The sequence below is a fragment of the Streptomyces sp. NBC_01257 genome (genome assembly GCF_035917255.1).
Lineage (GTDB): Bacteria > Actinomycetota > Actinomycetes > Streptomycetales > Streptomycetaceae > Streptomyces.
The window spans coordinates 5,487,109-5,513,636 of the sequence record NZ_CP108472.1; the positions used below are offsets into that span (position 1 = coordinate 5,487,109).

Genomic DNA, 26,528 nt, shown 5'->3' on the forward strand with positions numbered 1-26,528 from the left:
GCGAATCCTAGACGGAACGTAATCCGGTTGGGCCAGGGCTTCGCCGCCCGTGACAATGCTGTGCATGGGACATCTTGAAGCAGGCCATCTGGAGTACTACCTACCGGACGGGCGGGTACTGCTCGGCGATGCCTCGTTCCGTGTCGCGGACGGTGCCGTCGTCGCCCTCGTCGGGGCGAACGGCGCCGGGAAGACCACGCTGCTGCGGCTGCTCGCCGGGGAGATCCAGCCGCACGGCGGCTCGGTCTCGGTGAGCGGCGGGCTCGGCGTGATGCAGCAGTTCGTCGGCTCCGTGCGCGACGAGCGCACCGTGCGTGACCTGCTGGTCTCCGTCGCCCAGCCCCGCATCCGCGAGGCCGCGCAGGCCGTCGACCGGGCCGAGGAGCTGATCCTCACCGTCGACGACGAGGCCGCGCAGATGACGTACGCGCAGGCGCTCAGCGACTGGGCGGAGGTGCGCGGGTACGAGGCCGAGACGGTCTGGGACATGTGCACCATGGCGGCGCTCGGCATTCCGTACGAGAAGGCCCAGTTCCGCGAGGTGCGCACGCTGTCCGGCGGTGAGCAGAAGCGGCTGGTGCTGGAGGCGCTGCTGCGCGGGCCCGACGAGGTGCTGCTGCTCGACGAGCCGGACAACTATCTGGACGTGCCCGGCAAGCGCTGGCTGGAAGAGAAGCTGAAGGAGACCCGTAAGACGGTCCTCTTCGTCTCCCACGACCGGGAGCTGCTGTCCCGCGCCGCGGAGAAGATCGTCAGCGTCGAGCCCAGCCCGGCCGGCAGTGACGTCTGGGTGCACGGTGCCGGATTCGACACGTACCACGAGGCCCGCAAGGAACGGTTCGCCCGCTTCGAGGAACTGCTGCGCCGCTGGGAGGAGGAGCACGCCCGGCTGAAGGCGCTCGTCCTGCGGATGCGGCAGCAGGCGGCGAACAGCCCCGACATGGCGAACCGCTACCACGCGATGCAGACCCGCTTCAAGAAGTTCGAGGACGCCGGCCCGCCGCCGGAGCCGCCGCGCGAGCAGGAGATCAAGATGCGGCTGCGCGGCGGGCGGACCGGGGTGCGGGCCGTGACCTGCACGAACCTGGAGCTCACCGGGCTGATGAAACCGTTCGACCTGGAGATCTACTACGGGGAGCGGGTCGCCGTCCTCGGGTCCAACGGGTCGGGCAAGTCGCACTTCCTGCGGCTGCTGGCGGGCGAGCCGGTCGCGCACACGGGGGAGTGGAAGCTCGGGGCGAGGGTGGTGCCCGGGCACTTCGCGCAGACCCACGCCCATCCGGAGCTCCTCGGCAAGACGCTCGTCGAGATCCTGTGGACGGAGCACGCCAAGGACCGGGGCGGGGCGATGTCCGTGCTGCGGCGGTACGAGCTGGAGCGGCAGGGGGACCAGCCGTTCGAGAAGCTGTCCGGCGGACAGCAGGCCCGCTTCCAGATCCTCCTCCTGGAACTGGCCGGCACGACCGCGCTGCTGCTGGACGAGCCGACCGACAACCTTGACCTGGAGTCGGCCGAGGCGCTCCAGGACGGGCTGGAGGTCTACGACGGCACGGTGATGGCCGTCACCCACGACCGCTGGTTCGCGAAGTCCTTCGACCGGTACCTGGTCTTCGGGTCGGACGGTGTCGTCCGGGAGTCGACGGAGCCGGTGTGGGACGAGCGACGGGTGGCCCGGGCGCGGTAGCTCCGCTGCTTGGGGGTTCGCCATTGTCCGGTGGGTGGGGGTGGGGGCCCTCCGGGGCGTCTCCTCAAAAACTGGCGTGGCAACCGGAGACGTTGCGGGGGCCGGGTAGTACGCCATTTTTCTGCGGGGACCCCCCTGCACGCCCCCACCCACTCTCACGTGCGTCTGAACCCCGGCGATACGAACGCCGCAGACGCTCGGCGGCCGGGTCCGGGGCCGTGCAGGGGAGTCCCCGCAGGACGACGAACGGATTCCGGGCTCCCGCCGCGTGGGACTGGAAACGTTCGTCGTCTGAGGAGACGCCCCGGAGGGGCCCCGGACCCCCACCCACCGGGGCAGGCGCCCCCGGGTCGCGGGGAACCCGCACACACCAAGCCCGTCCGGCGATTGAGGACGGAACCCCGCCACCCGGACCGGGGCGACCCGCTTTGACCCGTCCGGGGGCAGGCGGGTACTGTCGGGGATTGTTATACGTATTGGCTTCGTCGTTCTCACGCGAAGGGCCCTTACGTAGGTTCCCTGGAGCAGTTACCAGTGGTTCGCATACGGGCAGCGTCCCCGGCACTGTGAGCCCCAGCTGCATATCGCTTCAGAGGTGCCGTGTGTCTGGACCCCATCCACTGAAGAAGCGAAGGCTACGAAGTGCGTACGTACAGCCCCAAGCCCGGCGATGTCACTCGCCAGTGGCACATCATTGACGCCGAGGACATCGTCCTGGGCCGTCTGGCCACCACGGCTGCGAACCTCCTCCGAGGCAAGCACAAGGCGATCTACGCCCCCCACATGGACATGGGCGACTTCGTCATCATCATCAACGCCGACAAGGTTCACCTGTCGGGCAACAAGAAGACCCAGAAGATGGCGTACCGCCACTCCGGGTTCCCGGGTGGTCTCCGCTCCGTTCGTTACGACGAGCTCCTCGCGAAGAACCCCGAGAAGGCCGTCGAGAAGGCCATCAAGGGCATGATCCCCAAGAACACCCTGGGCCGCCAGATGATCTCGAAGCTGAAGGTCTACGCGGGCGACCAGCACCCGCACGCTGCGCAGCAGCCGGTCCCGTACGAGATCACCCAGGTCGCGCAGTAGTTCCGGCCTCCCCCCAAAGACGTAAAGAAAGATCTGAGGAGAATCGTGGCCGAGACCACTGCAGAGACCCCCGTCACCGAGGGCGAAGAGACCTTCGCCGAGGTGACCACCTTCGAGTCGGAGGTCCCCGTCGAGGGTGAGTACACCTCCGAGTCGCTCGCGGGCCGCTTCGGCGACCCGCAGCCCGCGGCCGGCCTTGGCCGTCGCAAGAACGCCATCGCCCGCGTCCGGATCATCCCGGGCACCGGCAAGTGGAAGATCAACGGTCGCACCCTTGAGGACTACTTCCCCAACAAGGTGCACCAGCAGGAAGTCAACGAGCCCTTCAAGGTTCTCGAGCTCGACGGTCGCTACGACGTCGTGGCCCGCATCTCGGGTGGCGGTGTCTCCGGTCAGGCCGGCGCGCTGCGTCTCGGTGTGGCCCGCTCGCTGAACGAGGCGGACGTGGACAACAACCGCGCCACGCTGAAGAAGGCCGGCTTCCTCTCCCGCGACGACCGTGCGGTCGAGCGCAAGAAGGCCGGTCTCAAGAAGGCCCGTAAGGCCCCGCAGTACAGCAAGCGCTAAACCGCCTGCTCATCCGCGTTACACGTTCGCCCCGGCGGCACTCCTCGTGCTGCCGGGGCGTTCGTTTATTGAGAGCCTCGGGCATATAACGGCATAAGGCGTTCATAGGCTTGTTGGTTACTTAGTCTGAATTTTTGCGTTTCGGAGCACCTTCGGAGGACACCAGTGGGACGACTCTTCGGCACGGACGGCGTGCGCGGTGTCGCCAATGCGGACCTGACGGCCGAGCTCGCGCTCGGCCTGTCGGTCGCGGCGGCGCACGTACTGGCCGAGGCAGGCACCTTCGAGGGCCATCGGCCGACGGCCGTGGTCGGCCGCGACCCCCGCGCCTCCGGAGAGTTCCTGGAGGCCGCCGTGGTGGCCGGCCTCGCCAGCGCGGGCGTCGACGTCCTGCGCGTCGGCGTGCTGCCGACGCCGGCCGTGGCGTACCTCACCGGCGTCCTGGGCGCCGACATCGGGGTGATGCTCTCCGCCAGCCACAACGCCATGCCGGACAACGGTGTCAAGTTCTTCGCCCGCGGCGGCCACAAGCTCGCCGACGAGCTGGAGGACCGCATCGAGACGGTCTACGAGCAGCACCGCACCGGTGAGCCGTGGGCCCGTCCCACGGGCGCGGGTGTGGGCCGGATCAGCGACTACGCCGAGGGCTTCGACCGGTACGTCGCTCACCTCATCGGCGTACTGCCCAACCGCCTCGACGGCCTGAAGGTCGTCCTGGACGAGGCGCACGGCGCCGCCGCTCACGTCTCGCCCGAGGCGTTCGCACGGGCCGGCGCCGAGGTCGTCACGATCGGCGCCGAGCCGGACGGCCTCAACATCAACGACGGCTGCGGCTCCACGCACCTGGGGCTGCTCCGCGCCGCCGTCGTCGAGCACGGGGCCGACCTCGGCATCGCGCACGACGGCGACGCCGACCGCTGCCTGGCCGTGGACGCGGCGGGCGAGGAGATCGACGGCGACCAGATCCTGGCCGTGCTCGCCCTCGCCATGCGCGAGGCCGGACAGCTGCGCAAGGACACCGTGGTCGGCACCGTGATGTCGAACCTCGGCTTCAAGATCGCCATGGAGCGCGAGGGCATCCAGCTCGTCCAGACCGCGGTCGGCGACCGCTACGTCCTGGAGTCGATGAAGGCCGAGGGCTACGCCCTGGGCGGCGAGCAGTCCGGTCACGTCATCGTGCTGGACCACGCCACGACCGGCGACGGCACGCTGACCGGCCTGATGCTGGCGGCCCGGGTCGCCGCGACCGGCCGTTCGCTCGCCGAGCTGGCCGGGGTGATGGAGCGCCTGCCCCAGGTGCTCGTCAACGTCCCGGACGTCGACAAGTCCCGCGTGAGCACCTCCCCCGAGCTGGCCACGGCCGTCGCCGAGGCCGAGCGCGAGCTGGGTGCCACCGGCCGCGTACTGCTGCGCCAGTCGGGCACGGAGCCGCTGGTACGGGTGATGGTCGAGGCGGCCGACATCGAGCAGGCGCGTGCCGTGGCCGGCCGGCTGGCCGATGTGGTGAAGTCCGCGCTGGGCTGATCCGCCCCCGCTTCCCGGAAAGGGCCCGGCCTCACGGCCGGGCCCTTTCCGCGTCCGGTGCCGGGCGGACGCAGCCCAGCGCGTCGATGATGCGGGTCAGGTCCTCCGGCGCCGCCGCGAGGCGGACCGGCTCGCCCGCGTCGTCCAGCTCGGCGATGTGCCAGCCCCTCGGGACGCTGTCGCCGTCGCTGCCCCTGGCCCGCCGTACTCGGGTGACGGTGAGCCGCTCCGCGGGGATCCGCCGGGCCGCGAACCTGCCCGGGCCGGGGTGGGGCGTCACCGCGGGCGGGCCGTCGCCGAGGACGATGTGGGTGCCGAAGCCGTGCGGGTTGTAGTCGGTGTGATCGAGGAAGCGGGCGGCCAGGAAGTGGTCCGCCTGTTCCAGAGTGGTGGTGGGCGGGGTGTCGCCTGGTGTACGGATGCGGGTGGCGCGCCAGGCCGCAGTGAACATCCCCAGGCTGACCGCCGTGCCCGCGGCGGCCCAGGTGAGGGTCACGGGCGAGTCGAGCGGTTCCGTGGGCCGGAGATAGCAGAGCGGCATCAGCCACAGGGCCGTACCCACGAGCGCGGCCGCGAACGGCAGGGCCGAGGGCAGGACGTCGTCGTCCGGCAGCCGTCGCCCGCGGCGGCGCAGCAGCAGCCGGGCGCCGGGGTAGCCCGCGGCGAGGGCGCATCCGGCCGCGACGACGGCCACGTCCCCGGCGCCGGTGAAGTGATCGCGCCACACGTGGTCGTTGGTGGCGACCGCCCGCACCCGGTGCCGCCAGACGGTCAGTTCGACGCGGTCACCGGGGTGGAACCCCGCGGCGCCGTCCTGGGAGACCCCGAGCCGTTCCAGCGGCCGGCCGTCGGCGAAGTACAGCCAGCTGCGCTGGTTTCCCCGGCTGATCTTCGTCCGCGCGATCACGGCGTGCTGGGTGCTCAGGCACTCGCCCCGCTCCGTGGCGGGCGTGGCGGCGGTGCAGGGGACGGCGGCCGTCCACGCCCGCTTCTCCGCCCCGACGGACGGGACGAACGACGCGGCCAGGCCCGCGCCCGCGAGCAGCAGCACGCACACGAGCCACAGCACGGCCGTGCTGTGCCCGGCGGCCCGGTCGGTGATGACGGGCACGTGGTCCGACTCGGGGTCTCCGTGGCGGCGGTGCAGCGCGCGGAGCGCGGCCAGCTTCGCGTCGAACTCCGCGCGGTCCCCGGACGTCCCGCTCATCGGCAGCGGCAGCCGCCGCGTGTGGCCGTCGCGCAGCAGCACACTGACCCGGCGGATCTCCTGGTTCCGCCCGTACTGGAGGTACGTGCGCAGGTCGGCGATGTCGGGCCAGGCCATGTCGCGCCGGCGCAGCAGCGTCCGGGAGTGCACGCCGTACTCGTCCGCGCCGACCCGGGAGGTGGCCGCGTACGCGCAGAGGACGGACAGGAGCGCGAGCGACAGGCCCACGGTGATCCACACGGCCAGGGGCCCGTGCCCGTACCGGGCGCCCACCGCGGCCAGACCCGCGCCGGCCGCGCCGAACGCGGCGAACCACCACAGGGCGCGCCTCCTGACGGGGCGGCAGAGTACTTCCGGGGCATCGGCCATGCCCGGAATCGTGTCACCGGCCGGGCTGTTGGCGCAGGGGGGGTGTTCGGCAGTCCCGGAGTGCGCCACCTTGCCGGTCCGTGACGCGTTCTTTCGGTCGTGCGGCCGGTCAGCTGTGGCCGGTCACCTGCCGGCCACCGTTCCCGGTCGCGCGGCGGCGCATCGCGTTCCACAGTGCCCGCTGAACCAGCAGCGTCAGCGTCCCCGCGACCACGATGCCGCCCAGGTTGGCGAGGAGTTGCTGGGTGGAGCCCGTCATCTGGCTGTAGTCGCTGTAGCTGAACGCCACCGCGGCGTTGGCCGCGGCGGGCACGGTCGTCACGGAGATCGCGACACCGATCAGCGCCCCGGACTTCGCCGAGGTCAGGGAGAGCGTCCCGGCGATGCCCGCGAGGAACGCCACCACGAACGACATCCAGTCCGGCTGCCAGATGAACGCCGTGTTGGGCCGGGGCGCCTCGATCATCGAGGGGGAGAACAGCCCGAAGACGTCCATCAGCCAGGCGAAGCCGGCGGTCAGCACCATGGCCGCGGCGAACCCGCCGACCAGCGCCCACAGCGACCGCGCCGCCAGCCGCGGGGCGCGCTGCACCAGGGCCGTGGAGATCCCGGCCAGCGGCCCGAACTCCGGGCCCACCGCCATCGCGCCCACGATCAGGATCGCGTTGTCGAGCATCACACCGCAGGCCGCGAGCATCGTCGCCACCGACAGGAACGCCACGTAGGTGACGCTGAACGTCGACTCCTCGTGGGTGGCGTCCGTCAGCTCCTCCCACAGCACCGCGTCCGAGCCCTCGCCCGGCGCGTCCTCCTCGGCCCGGTCGGCCCGCGCGGAGAGCGTCAGATCCATGTTCTCGACGGTGATCGAGCCGTACTCGTCGACCCCGAGCCGCCGCAGCGCCCCGATCAGCTCGTCGCCGGCCTCACGCGCCACGTCGCACAGCACCACGTCGCCCACCGGGTCGCGCGCGACCCCCGGCAGTACCGCGAGGTGCGCGGTGCCGACCGTACGCTCCAGGAGGCCCACCACCTCGTCCGTACGGTCGGCGGGGACGATCAGGCGCAGATGCAGCACGGTGCACCCTTTCCGGAGTCAGAGCTTGCGCAGTGACAGCCGCTGGACCTTGTGGTCCGGCCCCTTGCGCAGGACCAGCGTGGCACGGCCCCGCGTCGGCGCGACGTTCTCCACCAGATTGGGCTTGTTGATGGTCCGCCACATCGTCGCCGCGTACTCCATCGCCTCCGCCTCGGAGACCTGCGTGTACTTGCGGAAGTACGAGGACGGGTCCTGGAACGCCGTCGCGCGCAGCTTGCGGAAGCGGTTGAGGTACCAGGTCTCGATGTCCTCGGGCCGCGCGTCCACGTACACGCTGAAGTCGAAGTAGTCGGCGAGCCCGACCCTGGTCCGGCCGTCCTTGCCGGGCAGCGCGGGCTGCAGCACGTTCAGCCCCTCGACGATGAGGATGTCGGGCCGCCGTACGGTGAGCCGCTCACCGGGCACGATGTCGTAGATCAGGTGCGAGTAGACGGGGGCCGTCACCTCGTCCTTGCCCGCCTTGATGTCGGCGACGAAGCGGGTCAGGGCGCGCCGGTCGTACGACTCGGGGAAGCCCTTGCGCGACATCAGCCCGCGCGCGTGGAGCTCCTTCATCGGCAGCAGGAACCCGTCCGTGGTCACCAGCTCCACCCGCGGGTGCTCCGGCCAGCGGGCCAGCAGCGCCTGGAGGATTCGGGCACTGGTGGACTTCCCCACCGCGACACTGCCCGCGACCCCTATGACGAACGGGGTCCCGCGCTGCGCCCCGTGCCCGTTGCCCGCGTCCCCGAGGAAGGTGTTCAGGGCGCCGCGCAGTCCGGACGTGGCCTGGACGTACAGATTGAGGAGGCGCGAGAGCGGCAGGTAGACGTCCCGCACCTCGTCGAGGTCGATGACGTCCCCGAGCCCGCGCAGCCGCTCCACCTCGTCGGCGGTCAGCGGCAGCGGCGTCTTGTCGCGCAGTGCGCTCCACTCCGCCCGGGAGAGGTCGACGTACGGCGTCGCGGCGGGCTCGGCGCGTCGGCTCGTGCTCCGTGTCGGCGAAGTGATCACGGGTTCATTGTTGCGGGAGTTCGACGGATGTTCGAACGGAGTGGGGGGTGGGCTCGGTCACGTGTGACGGCGTCCATGATCACCCCGCGCGGGGTGCCGGGCCGGGCCGTTGGTACTCTGCCGCCCCGCCGATCGGCCGGTGACGGTCAGGGACGGCGGATCCCTCCTTTCTTACGCAGCAACGAGGTGCGCATGAGAACAGCAGGCAGAACCGGCGCCGTGGTCGCCGTCGCGGGGGCACTCGCCCTCGTGCCGATCACGGCGCCGACGGCGCAGGCCGCCGACACCGGGATCACGGTGTCGCGGATCGTCGTGAACGGCGGCAGGCCCGTCGTGGTGGGAACGCACGACGTGCAGGAACCACCGGTCACCTTCCGGATCACCCTTCCGTCCGGATACAGCACCGCGCATTCCTCCGGGTACACCGCGGAACCGTTCCTGTACCACGACACCACCCCCAAGGCGGGCGCGGACGCCGGCGGTCTCCACATGGGCATCTACACCTGTTACGAGACGAGCTCCCGGATCGCGGACTGCGAGGGCACCCTGCGCATCGATCCGTACTACCGCGTGGACTCGAACAACGACGCGACGACCTGGAAGGTCGCCGTCGTGGCGAGGCTCTGGAAGACCAGCGGCGGGCTCAAGGCCGAGGAGTTCACGGCGACGTCGGGGCGTGTCCAGATCAAGCGCTGGGCCAGGGCGACGGTCAACGCCTCGCCGGAGCCGGTGACCAGGGGGAAGACGCTCACCGTGACCGGCGGCCTCACGCGTGCCGACTGGGTGAAGCACAAGTACACCGGTGTCGCCGCGGGTCTGGCCAGGCTGCAGTTCTGCAAGAAGGGCAGCTCGGTCTACACCACGGTGAAGTCGGTGCGGTCGAGCTCCACGGGGGCGCTGAGGACGACCGTCAAGGCGTCCGCCGACGGCTACTGGCGCTGGAGCTTCGGAGGCTGGGACACCACGGGCGGCGCCACCTCAACCGCCGACTACGTCGACGTGCGCTGAGCCGGCAGCGGTAGCGCACAACGGAAAGAGGCCGGCCCGGCGCACAGCGCGCCGGGCCGGCCTCTCTCGCGTCGTACTAGTCCGTACCGGACTCCATCGCCGCGCGGTCCAGCATCTCGTCGGCCTCGGAGACCTCGCCCCGGGAGGCGATGGCCTGGGCGCCGCCCTCGGGCAGGGAGCCGATCAGGCCGGTCGCGGCGGCCTGGGCCGCGCCGATGGCCGGGTTGGCGGTGCCGATCAGGCCGAGGCCCGCGTACTGCTCCAGCTTGGCGCGGGAGTCGGCGATGTCGAGGTTCCGCATCGTGAGCTGGCCGATCCGGTCGACCGGGCCGAACGCGGAGTCCTCGGTGCGCTCCATGGACAGCTTGTCCGGGTGGTAGCTGAACGCCGGGCCCGTCGTGTCGAGGATCGAGTAGTCCTCGCCGCGCCGCAGCCGCAGGGTCACCTCGCCGGTGACGGCGGTGCCGACCCAGCGCTGGATCGACTCACGCACCATGAGCGCCTGCGGGTCCAGCCAGCGGCCCTCGTACATGAGGCGGCCGAGCCGCCGGCCCTCGTTGTGGTACTGGGCGAGGGTGTCCTCGTTGTGGATCGCGTTGACCAGGCGCTCGTACGCGGCGTGCAGCAGGGCCATGCCCGGGGCCTCGTAGATGCCGCGGCTCTTGGCCTCGATGATCCGGTTCTCGATCTGGTCCGACATGCCCATGCCGTGGCGGCCACCGATGGTGTTCGCCTTCATCACCAGGTCGACGGCGGAGTCGAACTTCTCGCCGTTGATGGTGACCGGGCGGCCCTGGTCGAAGCCGATCGTGACGTCCTCGGTCTCGATCTCGACCGACGGGTCCCAGAACTTCACACCCATGATCGGGTCGACGGTCTCCACACCGGTGTTCAGGTGCTCCAGGGTCTTCGCCTCGTGGGTGGCGCCCCAGATGTTGGCGTCGGTGGAGTACGCCTTCTCCGTGCTGTCGCGGTAGGGCAGGTCATGGGCGACCAGCCACTCCGACATCTCCTTGCGGCCGCCGAGCTCCGTCACGAAGTCCGCGTCCAGCCAGGGCTTGTAGATCCGCAGGTGCGGGTTGGCGAGGAGACCGTAGCGGTAGAACCGCTCGATGTCGTTGCCCTTGTACGTGGAGCCGTCGCCCCAGATCTGCACGTCGTCCTCGAGCATCGCCCGCACCAGGAGCGTGCCGGTGACGGCGCGGCCGAGCGGCGTGGTGTTGAAGTACGCCCGCCCGCCCGAGCGGATGTGGAACGCCCCGCAGGTGAGCGCCGCCAGCCCCTCCTCGACGAGCGCCGCACGGCAGTCGACCAGCCGCGCCAGCTCGGCGCCGTAGGCCTTGGCACGGCCGGGCACGGAGGCGATGTCCGGCTCGTCGTACTGACCGATGTCGGCGGTGTAGGTGCACGGGACAGCGCCCTTGTCGCGCATCCACGCGACCGCGACCGAGGTGTCGAGGCCGCCCGAGAAGGCGATGCCGACGCGCTCGCCGGCGGGCAGGGAGGTGAGGACCTTAGACATAGGAAGATTATGCATCATCCCGCATGGTCATGCAACACGGGGTGGGTGCGGTGCGCCCGACGCACCGGCAGCCGCGTTTCAGCTGCGGACTATGCCCGCCCTGCGTGCGGCGGCCAGCCATTGAGGGAATTCCTGAAGCAGCTGGTTGTACAGATCCGCGTCGTCCAGATGCTTAGGAGACGGGCCGGCGGCGAAGAACCCCGCGTTGTCGATGATGCGCCTTCCGGGTACGGGAAGCTCGTCCAGCTTCCGGAGAAACCGGAAGTCGTCATAGCCGAAACCGATGAACTGCCAGAAGATCGGCAGTTTCGCCGCCGTGCACAGGACGTGCTCGGCCGCGGCCTTGGAGGTGGGGGAGCCGTCGGTCTGGAAGACGACGAGTGCCGGGGCGGTCGCGCCGCAGGATGTGTGGTGATCGATGACAGCCTGCATGGCCACGTGGTAGTTGGTACGCCCCATGTGCCCCATGGATTCGTGCAGAGGGTTGATGCGGTCGCGGTAGGCGTCGAGGCTGATCTCGGCGGTTCCGTCGATATCGGTGGAGAAGAAGACGACGGGCACCACGCCGTCGTCGTCGAGGTGGGCGGCCAGAGCGAGGGTCTGTTCAGCGAGGTGCTGCACCGAGCCGTCTCGGTAGTACGGACGCATGCTCCCGGAGCGGTCAAGCACGAGATAGACGGCGGCACGTTCCCCGCTGACCCGGTGTTTCGCCAGCGAGACGGCGGCGGTCTTGTAGAGGCTGACGAGGCCGGGGGCGCTTCCTGCGACGTGCTCCAGGCCGACGGCGGCTGTCGGCGCTTTGGGCCGCTTGCGGTAGTCGATGCTCATGCGGCGTGATTGTTCTCGTCCCCCGCTCCGGACGCATGGCTTTCATTGAATTGCTCATGGCCGGGGTGGAGTCCGAGCCTGCTGCGATCCCTGCACGCACGGTCGGCTGCGATCGCCGGGCGCGGCGACTACGCCGTAGCGGACAGCTCCCAGTTGCACTCGGCACAGTTCCCCGGTGCGGGTGCTCTGAACGCGCGGTCGCAGCCGTCGCAGTTCTGCAGCGGGTCGTAGAGCGGTGACCGCCCAGCCGCCGGGAGGGGTGCCGGGAGCAGTGCGGTGAGTCGGTGGGCGAGGAATTTCGGCGGGTACTTCAGTGGGGCGGGGAGGTCCGACGTGAGCGCCTGGCCGATGGACGCGGGGGTGGCGCCGCGTTCGAGCCAGGTGGCGACTGCGGGCGCGAGCGTCCGGATGTTGTCCTCCGACAGCACGATCTCCTTCACGTCCTCGTGGAGGCGCAGCAGGAGGGCCGTCGCGATGCGATGCAGGTCCAGGGCAGGAGTCTCCGGCCGGGGGAGGGGAGGAGGGGGCGGCTTGGGGGCGGGCGCGGGGGCGGGGTGAGTGGGGTTCGGGGGTGTTGCGGGCGTCTGGACTTCGCACAGTTCAACGGCCCTTGCCGGGCGGGTTGTTCGCGTAACCGTCAAGCCAGGCGGCTGGTTGTACGACGTCGTGCGCGTGGCGATGCGACCGTTCGGCAGGCGCTCCCGCGTGCGCTTCAGGTAGCCGTGGGTCTCCAGTTCGCGCAGCGCTCCCGCGATGCGGGTCTCGCTCTCCGGGAAGCGTTGGACCAGGCATTTGATGCCGATCTTCGCCCCGGCGGGCAGCGACTGAATGTGTGTGGCCAGGCCGATCGCGGTCAGGGAGAGCTCGCGGTGCTGGGCCAGGTGGTTGCCCACGACGGTGAAGTGGCTCGCGTGGCGCACGTTCACGTGGACGATGCCGCCGCCGGACGGGGCGCGGGAAGGGGAGATAACCTGCTGGGTATCCATCGGGAAGCGTTCTCTTCCGTGGTGGTCAGGCCCTCGCTCGGGATGGCAATCCCGGCGGGGGCCGTCACAGTCTGTGGTTCGGTTTCGTGAGCATATGCCAGGCAACCGGGGCGAAATCCAGCCCAGTTGGCGAACCTCACCCGTGCGAGTGACGGGCCCTCGCGGCTGCGCTCGCGGGCGCGCGGGGGCCTGCTGAGGTCCGCCCGGGTGGGTTGGGTTTGGTTGATTTCTTCTTCCCAAAGGACTTAAAAGCCTTTTACGTCGTGGGCCGCCGGGTCGCGGTCGGGCGGGTCGCCCTCCATCGCGTCGCGCTCCACCGGGTCGTGGTTGTCACGATCCGGTGAGTGCGATTTCCGCCCAGACGGTCTTTCGGGGGAAGGGCCCCTGTTCTACGCCCCAGCGCGTGGCCAGCGCCTCGACCACCAGCAGTCCTCGCCCGCCCTCGTGTGCGGCGTCCTGTTCCTGGGCGCGGGGGAGTTGATCGCCGCGCGCGTCCGCGACCTCGATACGCAGCGTGTCCCCGTTGACCGTGAGCAGGACGCGGAAGTCCCGCCCGGGTACGTATCCGTGGAGTGCCGCATTGGCCGCCAGTTCGGCGACGACATGGCTCGCGTCGTCCAGCGGCAGCCCCCAGGAACGGAGCTGCTCGGTGGCCAGCAGGCGGGCGAGTCGGGCGCCCCGACGGGTCGCGGAGAGCTGGACGGCGAACTGGCCGGCGCGGGCACGCGGTTGGGTGGTTTCTCGGTTCACGTCACTCAGCGTGTCCGCCCGTGGCTACGCTGAACAGCATCGACGCGTGTACGGACGGTGACTGTCCAGCGGTTGTGCGGACCTGTCCCACGCGTACAGCGGGCGGGTGCCGTTCACGGGTGGAGGCGGGTGGCGTATGGGTGTCAACGACGGTACGGACGGGTCCGAATGGGATGTTGAACCCGAGGACGATTCGGGCGCGGTGATCGCGGCGGTCGGCCGGCAGATCCGGCTCTGGAGGGAGGCGGCTGGTTTACGCGCGGCGGAGTTGGGCGAGGCGATCGGGTACGGGGAGAACCTGGTCTACAAGGTGGAGGCCGGGACGCGGATTCCAAAGCCGGAGTTCCTGGACCGTGTGGACGAGGCGGTCGGCGCGGGAGGCAAGATCTCCGCGATGAAGCAGGATGTGGCGGAGGCGCGGTACCCGAAGAAGGTCCGGGATCTGGCGAAGCTGGAGGCCGAGGCGGTGGAGCTCGGGTCTTACAGCAGCGATGTCGTGGACGGCTTGTTGCAAACCGAGGCCTATGCTCGCGCCCTGTTCGGTGAACGGGTGCCGGCGTTCTCCGAGGGTGAAGTCGAGCGCCGGGTGGCCGCGCGCGTGCACCGCCAGGGCGTGCTCGGACGGGCTCCCGCGCCGTTGCTGACGTTTGTCCAGGAGGAAGCAGTCCTGCGGCGGCCCACCGGAGGCAGAATGGTTTTGCGCGGCCAACTCGAACGCATGCTGGAATTGAGCATGCTGAGGCATGTCGAAATTCAGGTCATGCCCACAGATACGGAGGAGCACGCGGGGCTGGATGGCTCGCACCGGGTGTTGAAGCTGAAGGACGGAACTGCTGTGGCTCACAACGAGGTCCAGCTCACCAGCCGTTTGATCAGCGATCCCAAGGAAGTCCAGATCCTTGAGATGCGCTACGGACTGATCCTGGCCCAAGCCCTCACGCCTCGGCTGTCGCGGGCCTTCATCGAGAAGCTACTTGGAGAGACATGATTGGCAAGCCGCAAGCCGGAGCAGCTTCCGGACTGACGTGGTTCAAGAGCAGCTACAGCACGGCCGACGGCCCCTCCTGCGTCGAGGTAGCAACCGCCCTCACCACCATCCACGTCCGCGACTCCAAGAACATCCCCGGCCCCGCACTCGGCTTCGCCCCGGGCGTCTGGGCCGACTTCGTCGCGTACGCGTCGGCCCACTGACCACAGGGCCGACATCCCCCGAGGGCCTGCGGCGCACATCCGGGCCGCAGGCCGGTCAGGTAGTCGGTCATCAACTGGCCTACCTGGACCGGTTGCGCGTTCCTCCGCCCCGGCGTCGATATGCCCTGCGCCCCGCGAGGAGGCCTGACCCGGGCCCGTCCGTTCCGTTCAGAACACGCCCAAGACCTTGCAGGCGATGAAGGGAACGGGGATCAACGCCGCCGTTCCGAGCCAGAGGCGCGTCGACCAGCCCTCCTGGCGCGGCATGAGGACATCGATCACGACCGCCATGGCCAGGATGACGAGACCGCTGAGCCCGGCGCCCCATATGTCGACAGGTGAGGCGGCGTAGGGGGCGGTGTCGTAGCTGGTGGCCCCGGCGGACTGGTCCCCGTGGTCCGGTGGTGAGAGGTACGTCGTCAGCCACAGGATGTACCGGAAGGGGAGGATCGCGAACACCCCGAGGGTGAGATTGGCACCGGCGGCGACCCACGGGCCGCCTCCGGCCCGGCGCGCGCGACCGGTACCCGCGTCAGCTTCCTGCATGTCCATGTCCGCGTCCCCCTACGGCTACGGCTTGTCGTACCGCCGTAGATGATCAGGGGCGCCTCGGTGGTTCCGCCGGAGCCGGGCGTGCTCCAACTCCACCCGGTGAAGTAGGAACCGCTCAAAGTATGAGCCACTCCTGCTTTGTGGCGGACGCTCTCCGCTACCCCCGGAACGGCCGGTACGTCAATTGCTTCACGCGCCGCAGGAACGGCATCGACTCCACGTGCTCGACGCCCTCCAATCCGCCCAGGCGCTCGCTCAGGTACCGGTACAGGTGGCCCGTGTCGCGGGTGATCACCACCGCCACCAGGTTGGACGGGCCCGTGGTCGCCGCCGCGTACGCGACCTCCGGGTGGGTGGCGAGTGCCTCGCCCACCGCGTTGAGGGCGCGGGGTGCGGCCGTGATGCACAGCATCGTCGGGTGGCGGAAGCCGAAGGGGGCGGCGTCGAACTCGACGTCGATGTACAGCGCGCCCGAGGCCACCAGCTGGGCCATGCGGCGCTTGACCGCCGACTCGGAGCGGCCCGTGGCCTTCTGGAGTTCGGGGTACGTGGCCCTGCCGTCCTCCTCCAGCGCGGCGACCAGTGCTTCGTCCTCGGCGGTGATGACCGCCGGGCCGGGGTGGTCCGGGAGGGGTGCGGTGGGGGTGAGCGCGGCTGCCTGGCCGGGGGAGAGCGCGCCGCTCTTGTGGAGCCAGCCGGACGGGCCGCCGTAGAAGCGGTGCAGGAGCTGGTGGGCGCGGATGTCGACGATGTGCGGGGTGCGCGGCAGCTTGCCGAGGAGCAGGTCGTCGGCGTCGTCCCGGGAGCGGACGTTGGCCGTGCACGTCACCTCCGTACCGCCCGAAGTGAGGCCGATCCAGGCCGTGTCCGGGCGCTTCGCCAGTGCCTCCGCGATGGCCGTCGCGCCCTCGGGCGCGCAGCGCACCCGCAGCAGCCAGTGGTCCAGCCGGTCCTCGGCGGCCGCGCAGCGGACCCCGACGACCCTGAGGGCCGCATCCGCCCGCAGTCTGCGGAAGCGGCGCGCCACCGTCTGGTCGGAGACGCCGAGCACGGCCGCGATCCGGCTGAACGGGGCGCGGGCGTCCAGCTCCAGGGCGTGCAGGAGCTGGAGGTCGAGGGGGTCGCCCACGGTGTTGGATTCCATGAGGTCTGGCCCCTTCGGTGTCGGATTCCGGCGCTTAACGCTCACTGGCTGGGGGGTTCGGCCGCCCTTCTCCGATCGTACGGGAGTGGCAGCCGGCCACGGACGAATGCGTACAGGGAGAAAGACATGCGTAAGTGGGGGCCGCTCACCGCGGTCTGTCTGGGGACGTTCATGCTGCTGCTGGACGTCACGATCGTCATCGTGGCGCTGCCCGACATGGCACGGGTGCTGGACGCGTCGCTCTCCGAACTCCAGTGGGTCATCGACGGGTACGCGCTCGCGCTCGCCGCGCTGCTGCTCGGCATCGGGGCCGCGGCCGATCTGCTCGGGCGGCGCCGGGTCCATGTCGTGGGCGTGGGGCTCTTCGCCCTCGCCTCGCTGGCCTGCGGGCTCGCCTCGTCGCCGGCGGTGCTGGTCGCCGCGCGCGGGGTCCAAGGGGTGGGTGCGGCCGCGATGTTCGCGACCACGCTGCCGTTGCTCGCCTCCGTGTACCGGGGGCGGGACCGGTCCGTCGCGCTCGGGCTGTGGGGCGCGGTCAGCGGGGGCGCCGCCGCGATCGGGCCGGTGGTCGGCGGGCTGCTGACCGAGGGGCCCGGATGGCGCTGGATCTTCTTCGTGAACCTTCCGGTCAGCGTCGCCGCTGTCTGGCTGACGGTCCGGACCGTGCCCGAGTCGCACGGGGCGAAGGGCCGGCGCATCGACTGGGCGGGGACCGCCAGCTTCGCGGTGTTCGCGGCGGCGGCGACGTACGGCGTGGTGCGGGCGGGGAGTCTGGGCTGGACGTCGGGGCGCACGCTCGCGACCTTCGCGGTCGCCGTGCTCGCCCTGGTGTGCTTCGTGCTCGTCGAGCGGCGTGCCACCCACCCGCTGCTTGAGCTGTCGTTGTTCCGGAAGTCCGCCTTCACCGGGGTGATGGCGGGGGCGCTCGCGTACAACCTGGCGGCGTTCGCCGTCCTGCCGTACACCTCGATCTGGCTGCAGACCGTGCTCGGGCTCAGCCCCGTCCAGGGCGGGCTGGCCCTGCTGCCGCTGGCCGCGACCGCGTTCGTGGTGGCCGCTGTCGGCGGGAAGCTGCTGCACGGGGTGCAGCCGAGACTGTCCATCGGTGCCGGGCTCGTCCTGATCGGCGTCGGCACGCTCGGGCAGGCCGTTCTGGGGGCCGGTTCCTCGTGGCCGGCGCTGCTGCCGGGGCTTGTGGTCGCGGGCATCGGTACGGGGCTGGTGTCCCCGGCCCTCGCGGGCGCGGCGCTGGCCGCGGTGCCGCCGGAGCGGGCGGGGATGGCGGGCGGCGCCGTCAACACCTTCCGGCAGCTCGGATACGCCCTCGGGGTTGCCGTGCTCGGGACGGTGCTGACCTCCCGGATCGGGGAGACGCTGGGCGACGACCGGTCCCACACCCTCGCGGGCGGCGGGGCGTCCGGGCTGCGGGCGGCAGGGGTGCCGGAGCATGCGCTGCGGGCGGCGTTCGCCTCGGGGCTCGACACGGCGGCCGTGGTGGCCGGGGCGGTGGGCGTTGTCGCGGGGGTGGCGGTGCTGCTGCTGGTGAAGGGGGAGCGGAAGGTGCCTGTGGGGGCGGGGAGCGGTGCGGTGCCGGAGCCGGTGCGGGCGGTGTAGTCGAGCGCGGTGGGGCGGCGTCCGCCCTCGGCGGGCCCGTCCTCGAACGCCGGGCGGGCTTGATCCGGATCCAACAGGGCGACGGGCCTCGTTGGTGGGCTTGAAATGATGGTTGCTTCTGCGACTATGCGAAGAACAGGGGCTGGTGACCAGGAAAGGACCACTATGTGCGGAATCGTGGGTTACGTCGGTGGGCAGTCGGCGCAGGACGTCGTCGTCGCCGGTCTCAAGCGGCTGGAGTACCGGGGATACGACTCCGCGGGGATCGCCGTCCTCGCCGACGGGGGGCTGGCCGCCGCCAAGAGGGCCGGGAAGCTCGTCAACCTGGAGAAGTTGCTGGTCGAGCAGCCGCTGCCGGCCGGCAGCGCCGGTATCGGGCACACCCGGTGGGCCACCCACGGCGGTCCCACCGACGCCAACGCCCACCCGCACCTCGACAACGCCGGTCGCGTCGCCGTCGTCCACAACGGGATCATCGAGAACTTCGCCGCCCTGCGCGCCGAGCTCGGCCGGCGCGGCCACGACCTGGTGTCCGAGACCGACACCGAGGTCGTCGCCCACCTCCTCGCCGAGGCGTACTCGCAGAGCGCGGACCCGGCGGAGGCGATGCGGCAGGTGTGCCGGCGGCTCGAAGGGGCGTTCACGCTCGTCGCCGTGTTCGCGGACGCGCCCGACGTGGTGGTCGGGGCCCGGCGGAACTCGCCGCTCGTCGTCGGGGTGGGGGACGGCGAGGCGTTCCTCGCCTCCGACGTCGCCGCGTTCATCGCCCACACCCGTTCCGCGGTCGAGCTCGGCCAGGACCAGGTGGTCGAGCTGCGGCGCGAGGGGGTCGTCGTCACCGGGTTCGACGGGGAGCCCGCCGAGGTGCGGGCGTACCACGTGGACTGGGACGCCTCCGCGGCCGAGAAGGGCGGCTACCCCTCCTTCATGCTCAAGGAGATCGCCGAGCAGCCCAAGGCCGTCACCGACACCCTCCTCGGCCGGATCGACCCGGAGGGCACGCTCCACCTCGACGAGGTCCGGATCACGCGCGGCGAGCTGCGCGAGGTCGACAAGGTGGTGATCGTCGCCTGCGGGACCGCGTTCCACGCCGGGATGATCGCCAAGTACGCCATCGAGCACTGGACCCGGATTCCGTGCGAGACCGAGCTCGCCAGCGAGTTCCGCTACCGCGACCCGATCCTGGACCCGCACACCCTCGTCATCGCGATCTCGCAGTCCGGCGAGACGATGGACACCCTGATGGCGCTGCGGCACGCCCGTGAGCAGGGCGCGAAGGTCCTCGCCATCTGCAACACCAACGGCTCGACCATCCCCCGCGAGTCCGACGCCGTCCTCTACACGCACGCCGGTCCCGAGGTCGCCGTCGCCTCGACCAAGGCCTTCCTGACCCAGCTCGTGGCCTGCTACCTCGTCGCGCTCTATCTCGGACAGGTCCGCGGGACCAAGTGGGGTGACGAGATCCGTACCGTCATCCGCCAGCTCTCCGAGATCTCCGGATCCGTCGACCGGGTCCTGGCGACCATGGAGCCGGTGCGGGAGCTGGCCAGGTCGCTCGCCTCGCACGACACCGTGCTCTTCCTCGGGCGGCACGTCGGCTACCCGGTCGCGCTGGAGGGCGCGTTGAAGCTCAAGGAACTCGCGTACATGCACGCCGAGGGCTTCGCCGCGGGTGAGCTCAAGCACGGGCCGATCGCGCTGATCGAGGACGGACTGCCGGTCGTCGTGGTGGTGCCGTCCCCGGCCGGGCGCTCCGTGCTGCACGGCAAGATCGTGTCGAACATCCAGGAGATCCGGGCCCGCGGCGCCCTCACCATCGTCATCGCCGAGGAGGGCGACGACGAGGTCGTCCCGTACGCCGACCATCTCGTCCGGATCCCCGCAACGCCTACGCTGCTTCAGCCGCTGGTCGCCACCGTGCCGTTGCAGGTCTTCGCCTGCGAACTGGCGACGGCCCGCGGCAACGAGGTGGACCAGCCGCGCAACCTGGCGAAGTCCGTCACCGTGGAGTGAGCCGTCAGCCAACAGTGAGGGTGCGTACGTGATCATCGGGGTCGGGATCGACGTGGCGGAGATCGAGCGGTTCGAAGCGGCGCTGGAGCGTACGCCGAATCTCGCCCAGCGCCTGTTCATCGAGAGCGAGTTGCTGCTGCCCGGCGGGGAGCGGCGCGGGGTCGCCTCGCTGGCCGCGCGGTTCGCGGCCAAGGAGGCCCTGGCCAAGGCGCTCGGCGCGCCCCCGGGGCTCCTGTGGACGGACGCCGAGGTGTACGTCGAGGCGAGCGGGCAGCCCCGGCTCCGGGTCCGCGGCACGGTCGCCGCGCGCGCGGCGGAACTGGGCGTGCGGCAGTGGCACGTCTCGCTGAGCCACGACGCGGGCGTCGCCTCGGCCGTGGTGATCGCGGAGGGCTGAGCGGGGGAGGGCCGAGCCGGGGCGGGGGTGCGGATTCCTGCGTACGTTGGAGTCATGCGTACCGCCTACAGCGTTGACACCGTACGGGCCGCCGAACAGGCCCTGATGGCACGGCTCCCCGAAGGTGCGCTGATGCAGCGCGCCGCCGCCGGACTCGCCGCGGCCTGCGCCGATCTGCTGCGGCGCGGCGGCCGGGTCTACGGCTCCCGGGTCGTCCTCCTCGTCGGCAGCGGCGACAACGGCGGCGACGCGCTGTACGCCGGGGCCCGGCTGGCCCGGCGCGGCGCGGGCGTCGTGGCCGTGCGCGTCTCGCCCGGCCGGGCCCACGCGGGCGGGACCGCGGCGTTGCTGGCGGCCGGCGGACGGGTGATGGACGGGGGCGAGGTGGCCCCGCACCGCGACTGGGGCGGGCACATCGACCTCGTCGTCGACGGCATCACCGGCATCGGCGGACGCGGCGGACTGCGTCCGGAGGCGGCCGCCGTGGTCGAGCACTACGCGGCCCACGGGGTGCCCGTCGTCGCCGTCGATCTGCCGAGCGGCGTCGAGGCGGACACCGGCGAGGTGGCGGGGGCCGCCGTGCGCGCGGACGCGACCGTCACCTTCGGCGCGTACAAGCCGGGGCTGCTCGTCGACCCGGCCGCCGAACGTGCCGGTGCCCTGCTCCTGGTCGACATCGGGCTCGGTGCCGAACTCCCGGACGTGCCCGAGCTGGAGGCGCTCCAGTACGCGGACGTCGCCGCGCTGCTGCCCGTGCCCGCCGCCGAGAGCGACAAGTACCGGCGCGGCGTCGTCGGCATCGTCGCCGGGTCGGCGCGCTACCCGGGGGCCGCCGTGCTCGCCGTCTCCGGGGCGCTGCGTGGCGGGGCGGGGGCCGTGCGCTACGTCGGGCCGGGGGCCGAAGCCGTGATCGCGCGGCATCCGGAGACCCTGGTCCACGCGGGCCCGCCGTCGAAGGCCGGGCGGGTGCAGGCCTGGGTGGTCGGGCCGGGGCTCGGCGACGGCACGGACGCCGTCGAGGCGGTCTCCGACGTGCTGGCCACGGACGTGCCGGTGCTGGTCGACGCGGACGGGCTGCGGCTGCTGGACGCCGGCACCGTCCGCGCGCGCACCGCGCCCACCGTCCTCACCCCGCATGCCGGCGAGGCCGCCGCCCTGCTGGGGGTGGCGCGCGAGGAGGTCGAGGCGGGGCGGCTCGCCGCCGTACGCGCACTCGCCACCCGCTTCCGCGCCACGGTCCTGCTCAAGGGCTCCACGACGCTGATCGCCACCGACACCCCGCACACGCCCGTGCGCGTCAACCCGACCGGCACCTCCTGGCTCGCCACCGCGGGCAGTGGGGACGTGCTCTCCGGGCTGACGGGTTCGCTGCTGGCCGCGGGCCTCGCCCCGCGCGACGCCGCGTCCGTCGGAGCCCACCTCCACGGCCTGGCCGCCCGGCACGCGTCGGACGGCTCCCCGGTCGCCGCGCAGGACGTCGCCGACGCGATCGGGGCGGCGTGGCGGGACGTACGGGCCTGAGTGATCCTGGAAGCGGCGAGAGGGGCCCGGGCGTGAGCAACGACAGCGGTGACGTGCGCGTACGGCGGGTGTACGACCCGCGGGAGGACGGCGACGGCACCCGCGTGCTCGTCGACCGGCTCTGGCCGCGCGGCGTGTCCAAGGAACGGGCCGCGATCGACCGCTGGCTCAAGGACGTCACCCCGTCGGACGAACTGCGCTCCTGGTACCACGAGGACCGCTCCGCCACCCGCTACGACGCCTTCGTGGACCGCTACCGGGCCGAACTCGCCGACCCGCTGCACGCGACGGCCGTGGACGAGCTGGTGAGACTGGTCCGCGAGAGCGGCCCGGTGACGCTCGTCACAGCGGTCAAGGATGTTCCGCACAGCCACGTCCCGGTCCTCGCCGACCACGTGGAACACGCCCTGCACCACGGCTGACCTGCCCGTCCGGCCGGTGCGGCGCGCCCCGCCCCCGCACCGGCGCCCGGGGGCCGCGCCGCCCGGCTCTGAGACACTGGGCGCGATGAACGAGACAGCGTCCTTGAGAGCCCGTGCCGAGATCGATCTCGCCGCACTCCGCGCCAACGTGCGCGTTCTGCGTGCCCGGGCGGGCGGCGCGCACCTCATGGCCGTCGTCAAGTCCGACGCGTACGGGCACGGGGCGGAGCGCTGCGCCCGCGCCGCGCTCGAAGCCGGTGCCACCTGGCTGGGCACCGCCACCCCGCAGGAGGCGCTGGCCCTGCGCGCGGCCGGTCTCGGCGGCCGGATGATGTGCTGGCTGTGGACGCCGGGCGGACCCTGGCGCGAGGCGATCGAGGCCGACATCGACGTGTCGGTGAGCGGGATGTGGGCGCTGCGCGAGGTCACCGCGGCGGCCGCGGCCGCGGGCCGCCCCGCCCGCGTCCAGCTCAAGGCCGACACCGGCCTGGGACGCAACGGCTGCCAGCCCGCCGACTGGCCGGAGCTCGTCGCCGCCGCCCGCACCGCCGAGCAGGCGGGCACCGTCCGCGTCACCGGCCTCTGGTCCCACTTCGCCTGCGCGGACGAGCCGGGACACCCCTCGATCACCGCCCAGCTCGACACCTTCCGCGACATGGTGGCGTACGCGGAGAAGGCGGGTGTCGAGCCCGAGGTGCGGCACATCGCGAACTCGCCGGCGACGCTGACGGTCCCCGAGTCGCACTTCGACCTCGTCCGGACCGGGATCGCCATGTACGGCATCTCGCCCAGCCCCGAGCTCGGCACCTCCGCCGACTTCGGACTGCGTCCGGTGATGACGCTCGCCGCGTCGGTCGCCCTGGTCAAGCAGGTGCCGGCCGGCCACGGCATCAGTTACGGGCACCACTACACGACGTCGGCCGAGACCACGCTCGGCCTGGTTCCGGTGGGGTACGCGGACGGTGTCCCGCGCCACGCGTCGGGCCGCGGCCCGGTGCTCGTCGGCGGGGTCCGGCGGACGGTCGCGGGCCGGGTGGCCATGGACCAGTTCGTCGTCGACCTCCACGGGGATGTCGTCGAGGAGGGCAGCGACGCCGTGCTGTTCGGCCCGGGGGACCGGGGCGAGCCGAGCGCCGAGGACTGGGCGCAGGCGGCCGGCACGATCGCGTACGAGATCGTCACCCGGATCGGCGGCCGGGTGCCGCGGGTCTACCGGGACGACGGAACGCCGGAGGGGCGCCCGGCCGGGTCCTGACCGGGGAAGCGCCCCTGACCAGGCACGATCTGATCCGATGGATACGACACGACCGACGAGGAGCGCGGCACGGTGAGTGAGATCAGCGCGGGGGACGCGGTGGCGACGGCCGCTTCGGCGGTCGGCTGGCGCCGGGCGGGGATCGCCGGCGCCGCCATAGGCGTGATCGCCGCGGGCGCGGCGGCCGGGGTCGCGGTCGAGCGGCTGACGGTCGGGCGCGGCATGCGCAGGCGCGCCAGGCTCGCGCTGGACGCCACCGGACCGTACGGCTCCCTGCGCGGCCTGCCGGGCCGGGCCGCGGCCGACGACGGCACCGAGCTGTACTACGAGATCGACGAGGTCGACCCGGGCAGCGGTACGGGCACGGGCGGTACGGCCGCCGGCTCCGGAGCCGCCGGTCCGCGCAGGCTCCGCCTCTTCGGACGCAAGGCCCCCGCCCCCGTCACCATCGTCTTCAGCCATGGTTACTGCCTCAGCCAGGACTCCTGGCACTTCCAGCGCGCGGCCCTGCGCGGCCTCGTGCGCACCGTCCACTGGGACCAGCGCAGCCACGGCCGCTCCGAGCGCGGCCGGGCCCAGGCGCAGGGCGTGCACGTCGGCATCGACCAGCTCGGCCGCGACCTCAAGGCCGTGATCGACGCGGCCGCGCCCGAGGGCCCGCTGGTGCTGGTCGGGCACTCCATGGGCGGCATGACGATCATGGCGCTGGCCGACCAGTACCCCGCCCTGATGCGCGACCGGGTCGCCGCCGTCGCCTTCGTCGGCACGTCGAGCGGCAAGCTGGCCGAGGTCAGCTTCGGGCTGCCGGTGGCGGGCGTGAACGCGGTACGGCGGGTGCTGCCCGGCGTACTGAAGGCGCTCGGCTCGCAGGCCGAGCTCGTGGAGCGGGGCCGGCGGGCCACCGCTGACCTGTTCGCCGGGCTGATCAAGCGGTACTCGTTCGGCTCCCGGGACGTGGACCCGGCGGTCGAGCGGTTCGCCGAGCGGCTCATCGAGTCCACGCCGATCGACGTCGTCGCGGAGTTCTACCCGGCCTTCGCCGAGCACGACAAGAGCAACGCGCTGCCGCTGTTCCGGGACGTACCGGTGCTGATCCTGGCGGGGGACAAGGACCTGGTGACGCCGAGCTCGCACAGCGAGGCCATCGCGGACCAGCTGCCCGACGCGGAGCTGGTCATCGTCCCGGACGCCGGGCACCTGGTGATGCTGGAGCACCCGGAGACGGTGACGGACCGGCTCGCGGACCTGCTGGTGCGGGCCGGTGCCGTACCGGAATCCTCTAACGTTGGCGGGCATGGAAGCACCGCACAACAGCCCGGCCGCTGAGCGCGCCGCAGGCACCGCGCACGGAGTCACGCGCGACGACACCGTCACCGTGACGCTGGCCGTGGAGTCACCCGAACAGATGCAGGCCCTGGGCCGCCGGATCTCCGGCGTGCTGCGCCCCGGCGACCTCGTGATGCTCACCGGCGAGCTCGGTGCCGGGAAGACGACCCTGACCCGCGGGCTCGGCGAGGGCCTGGGGGTGCGCGGCGCCGTCACGTCCCCCACCTTCGTGATCGCCCGCGTCCACCCCCCGCTCGGCGGCGGCCCGGCGCTGGTCCACGTCGACGCGTACCGCCTGGGCGGCGGGCTCGACGAGATGGAGGACCTGGACCTCGATGTGTCGCTGCCGGAGTCGGTGGTGGTCGTCGAGTGGGGCGACGGCAAGGTCGAGGAGCTCTCGGACGACCGGCTCCGGGTGCTGATCGACCGCGCCGTCGGCGACACGGACGACGAACGGCGCGTGGTGACGCTCGCCGGCGTCGGCGCCCGGTGGGCGGGGCTGCGTGCGGAGTCCTGGGCCCCGTGGGAGGCCGCGGGCGCCTGAGCCCCCGGACCCGGACCTGACGGTCCGTTTCCGACATGGTGTCGGCAAATTGTTGCGCGGGGCGGTGCGGGCGTGGTGACATGGAGGGCGAGAGCAGGTTAGGTCTACCTAACCGTGCCTTCCACCGGAGCCCCAGGAGGCGTCCATGCCGACATCGGAGCGAGAAGTGCGTCCGCCGCGGGCGGTATCGATGAGAGACCTGCTCGCCGCCGGGGCGGCGGCCACCGCCGTCTCCACCCCGCCGTGCGGCCCGCGCCCGCGCACGGCCCCCGTCCCGCGCGACGGCAAGCCGTCGGGAACCGGGCGGGCCTGAGCTCCGGCCCGGGGAGCGGGCCGGAGGGGATCTCCGGGGCTGCGGGACGGCTCTTCCGAGCCGCCGGAACGCGCGGAGCTACGGGACGACGTTGACCTTCACGCCCACCGTGGCGAACGTCCACACCGCGTTGCCGTCCTCGCGGGACATCCGTACGCCACCCGCCTTCAGCGTCGGGTCCGGGCTCTCCATCGAGCCGTCCTGCGCGGCGCTGAAGCCGATGGCCACGTCGTTGTTGGTCGCGAACCGGACCACGTGCTCGATCGGCACCCCGTCGGAGCCCGTGACGCTGCCGGAGCGCGAACTCACCCGGTAGGTGCCCGGCAGGGCGCTCACCGCGCTCGGCATCACCTTGAAGGTCCGGGACGGCTTGCCCTTCGCGTCCACCAGCCACACCCGGCGGTCGCCCAGCGCGTACACCACGCGCATGCCGGTGCCGGACGCGGCGGGAACGGCGAGCGGGTCCTTCTTCGCCTTCGGCTTGGCGTGGCCGCCCTTGGCCGGTGCGCTGGCCGACGCCTTCGGTGTCGCCCCGAGGTTGTCCGGGACGTTCGCCGATGCCTGGTAGGCGAGGAAGCCGACCGCGGCGACGGCCGCCGCGGTGAGCGCGGCCACG

26 protein-coding genes are annotated in these 26,528 nt (G+C 71.8%); 16 read left to right on the top strand and 10 right to left on the bottom strand.

Going from position 1 to position 26,528, the window contains the following annotated elements; genetic code table 11:
- The first annotated feature begins 64 nt into the window (after positions 1 to 64).
- From OG408_RS23885 to glmM, 4 genes are all read left to right on the top strand, one after another.
- Complete coding sequence (locus OG408_RS23885; protein WP_266781686.1) at positions 65 to 1,684, top strand: ABC-F family ATP-binding cassette domain-containing protein; 1,620 nt, start codon at positions 65 to 67, stop codon at positions 1,682 to 1,684.
- A gap of 642 nt (positions 1,685 to 2,326) precedes the next feature.
- The gene (gene rplM / locus OG408_RS23890) at positions 2,327 to 2,770 is read left to right on the top strand and encodes a 50S ribosomal protein L13 (RefSeq protein ID WP_266781688.1); all 444 of its coding nucleotides are present in this window, start codon (positions 2,327 to 2,329) and stop codon (positions 2,768 to 2,770) included.
- A 45-nt stretch (positions 2,771 to 2,815) separates the two neighbouring features.
- Complete coding sequence (gene rpsI, locus OG408_RS23895) at positions 2,816 to 3,337, top strand: 30S ribosomal protein S9 (RefSeq protein WP_266781690.1); 522 nt, start codon at positions 2,816 to 2,818, stop codon at positions 3,335 to 3,337.
- Positions 3,338 to 3,502: 165 nt separating this feature from the next.
- A complete protein-coding gene (gene glmM / locus OG408_RS23900; protein ID WP_266781692.1) occupies positions 3,503 to 4,861 on the top strand; it encodes a phosphoglucosamine mutase in 1,359 nt (452 codons plus the stop codon).
- Between the two features lie 31 nt (positions 4,862 to 4,892).
- Here glmM and OG408_RS23905 read toward each other — a convergent pair whose 3' ends face one another.
- The 3 genes from OG408_RS23905 to coaA all read right to left on the bottom strand — a co-directional run bounded on the left by OG408_RS23905 (position 4,893) and on the right by coaA (position 8,526).
- On the bottom strand, positions 4,893 to 6,437 hold the full coding sequence (locus tag OG408_RS23905; RefSeq protein WP_326671839.1) for a PH domain-containing protein: 1,545 nt from the start codon (positions 6,435 to 6,437) through the stop codon (positions 4,893 to 4,895).
- Between the two features lie 109 nt (positions 6,438 to 6,546).
- Positions 6,547 to 7,512, bottom strand: coding sequence for a DUF389 domain-containing protein (locus tag OG408_RS23910; protein ID WP_266781696.1), 966 nt, complete (start codon positions 7,510 to 7,512; stop codon positions 6,547 to 6,549).
- A gap of 18 nt (positions 7,513 to 7,530) precedes the next feature.
- The gene (gene coaA / locus OG408_RS23915) at positions 7,531 to 8,526 is read right to left on the bottom strand and encodes a type I pantothenate kinase (protein ID WP_326671841.1); all 996 of its coding nucleotides are present in this window, start codon (positions 8,524 to 8,526) and stop codon (positions 7,531 to 7,533) included.
- Between the two features lie 192 nt (positions 8,527 to 8,718).
- Here coaA and OG408_RS23920 point away from each other — a divergent pair, with 192 nt between their 5' ends.
- Complete coding sequence (locus OG408_RS23920) at positions 8,719 to 9,534, top strand: hypothetical protein (RefSeq protein ID WP_326671842.1); 816 nt, start codon at positions 8,719 to 8,721, stop codon at positions 9,532 to 9,534.
- Positions 9,535 to 9,610: 76 nt separating this feature from the next.
- On the opposite strand, the gene argG is transcribed toward OG408_RS23920, so the two are convergent.
- The 4 genes from argG to OG408_RS23940 form a co-directional block, all read right to left on the bottom strand.
- The gene (gene argG, locus OG408_RS23925) at positions 9,611 to 11,056 is read right to left on the bottom strand and encodes an argininosuccinate synthase (protein WP_266781702.1); all 1,446 of its coding nucleotides are present in this window, start codon (positions 11,054 to 11,056) and stop codon (positions 9,611 to 9,613) included.
- 78 nt (positions 11,057 to 11,134) lie between these two features.
- Positions 11,135 to 11,884, bottom strand: coding sequence for a vWA domain-containing protein (locus OG408_RS23930; protein WP_326671843.1), 750 nt, complete (start codon positions 11,882 to 11,884; stop codon positions 11,135 to 11,137).
- 128 nt (positions 11,885 to 12,012) lie between these two features.
- A complete protein-coding gene (locus OG408_RS23935; protein ID WP_326671844.1) occupies positions 12,013 to 12,870 on the bottom strand; it encodes a helix-turn-helix domain-containing protein in 858 nt (285 codons plus the stop codon).
- A gap of 330 nt (positions 12,871 to 13,200) precedes the next feature.
- The gene (locus OG408_RS23940; RefSeq protein WP_285564861.1) at positions 13,201 to 13,620 is read right to left on the bottom strand and encodes an ATP-binding protein; all 420 of its coding nucleotides are present in this window, start codon (positions 13,618 to 13,620) and stop codon (positions 13,201 to 13,203) included.
- Positions 13,621 to 13,756: 136 nt separating this feature from the next.
- Between OG408_RS23940 and OG408_RS23945 the strand changes: the two genes are divergently transcribed.
- Together OG408_RS23945 and OG408_RS23950 are read left to right on the top strand one after the other, a co-directional pair.
- Positions 13,757 to 14,608, top strand: coding sequence for a helix-turn-helix domain-containing protein (locus tag OG408_RS23945; protein WP_326671846.1), 852 nt, complete (start codon positions 13,757 to 13,759; stop codon positions 14,606 to 14,608).
- Positions 14,605 to 14,811: a DUF397 domain-containing protein gene (locus OG408_RS23950; protein WP_326671848.1), complete on the top strand. Its 207-nt coding sequence runs from the start codon at positions 14,605 to 14,607 to the stop codon at positions 14,809 to 14,811. Before OG408_RS23945 ends, OG408_RS23950 begins: the two co-directional genes overlap by 4 nt.
- A gap of 168 nt (positions 14,812 to 14,979) precedes the next feature.
- Here the strand turns inward: OG408_RS23950 and OG408_RS23955 are convergent, their stop codons facing one another.
- Positions 14,980 to 15,363, bottom strand: a complete 384-nt coding sequence (locus OG408_RS23955; RefSeq protein WP_326671850.1) for a hypothetical protein — start codon at positions 15,361 to 15,363, stop codon at positions 14,980 to 14,982.
- 157 nt (positions 15,364 to 15,520) lie between these two features.
- The gene (locus OG408_RS23960; protein WP_326671852.1) at positions 15,521 to 16,507 is read right to left on the bottom strand and encodes an Lrp/AsnC family transcriptional regulator; all 987 of its coding nucleotides are present in this window, start codon (positions 16,505 to 16,507) and stop codon (positions 15,521 to 15,523) included.
- A gap of 126 nt (positions 16,508 to 16,633) precedes the next feature.
- Between OG408_RS23960 and OG408_RS23965 the strand changes: the two genes are divergently transcribed.
- From OG408_RS23965 to OG408_RS24005, 9 genes are all read left to right on the top strand, one after another.
- Entirely contained in the window at positions 16,634 to 18,121 is a 1,488-nt protein-coding gene (locus tag OG408_RS23965; RefSeq protein ID WP_326671854.1) for an MFS transporter, read from the top strand.
- A gap of 165 nt (positions 18,122 to 18,286) precedes the next feature.
- Entirely contained in the window at positions 18,287 to 20,134 is a 1,848-nt protein-coding gene (glmS, locus tag OG408_RS23970; protein WP_326671856.1) for a glutamine--fructose-6-phosphate transaminase (isomerizing), read from the top strand.
- 28 nt (positions 20,135 to 20,162) lie between these two features.
- A complete protein-coding gene (locus OG408_RS23975) occupies positions 20,163 to 20,531 on the top strand; it encodes a holo-ACP synthase (RefSeq protein WP_266781716.1) in 369 nt (122 codons plus the stop codon).
- A gap of 54 nt (positions 20,532 to 20,585) precedes the next feature.
- Entirely contained in the window at positions 20,586 to 22,052 is a 1,467-nt protein-coding gene (locus tag OG408_RS23980) for an NAD(P)H-hydrate dehydratase (RefSeq protein WP_326671858.1), read from the top strand.
- A gap of 32 nt (positions 22,053 to 22,084) precedes the next feature.
- A complete protein-coding gene (locus OG408_RS23985; protein ID WP_326671860.1) occupies positions 22,085 to 22,474 on the top strand; it encodes a DUF488 domain-containing protein in 390 nt (129 codons plus the stop codon).
- An 85-nt stretch (positions 22,475 to 22,559) separates the two neighbouring features.
- Positions 22,560 to 23,729 (top strand): alanine racemase, encoded by a 1,170-nt coding sequence (gene alr, locus OG408_RS23990; RefSeq protein WP_285564853.1) that lies wholly within the window; start codon positions 22,560 to 22,562, stop codon positions 23,727 to 23,729.
- Between the two features lie 72 nt (positions 23,730 to 23,801).
- Positions 23,802 to 25,055 (top strand): alpha/beta fold hydrolase, encoded by a 1,254-nt coding sequence (locus OG408_RS23995; RefSeq protein ID WP_326671862.1) that lies wholly within the window; start codon positions 23,802 to 23,804, stop codon positions 25,053 to 25,055.
- Positions 25,024 to 25,599, top strand: a complete 576-nt coding sequence (tsaE, locus tag OG408_RS24000; protein ID WP_285564851.1) for a tRNA (adenosine(37)-N6)-threonylcarbamoyltransferase complex ATPase subunit type 1 TsaE — start codon at positions 25,024 to 25,026, stop codon at positions 25,597 to 25,599. Before OG408_RS23995 ends, tsaE begins: the two co-directional genes overlap by 32 nt.
- Before the next feature lie 145 nt (positions 25,600 to 25,744).
- Entirely contained in the window at positions 25,745 to 25,912 is a 168-nt protein-coding gene (locus tag OG408_RS24005) for a hypothetical protein (RefSeq protein WP_266781726.1), read from the top strand.
- Between the two features lie 78 nt (positions 25,913 to 25,990).
- Here OG408_RS24005 and OG408_RS24010 read toward each other — a convergent pair whose 3' ends face one another.
- Positions 25,991 to 26,527, bottom strand: a complete 537-nt coding sequence (locus OG408_RS24010; RefSeq protein ID WP_266786377.1) for a hypothetical protein — start codon at positions 26,525 to 26,527, stop codon at positions 25,991 to 25,993.
- Position 26,528: the final 1 nt, after the last annotated feature.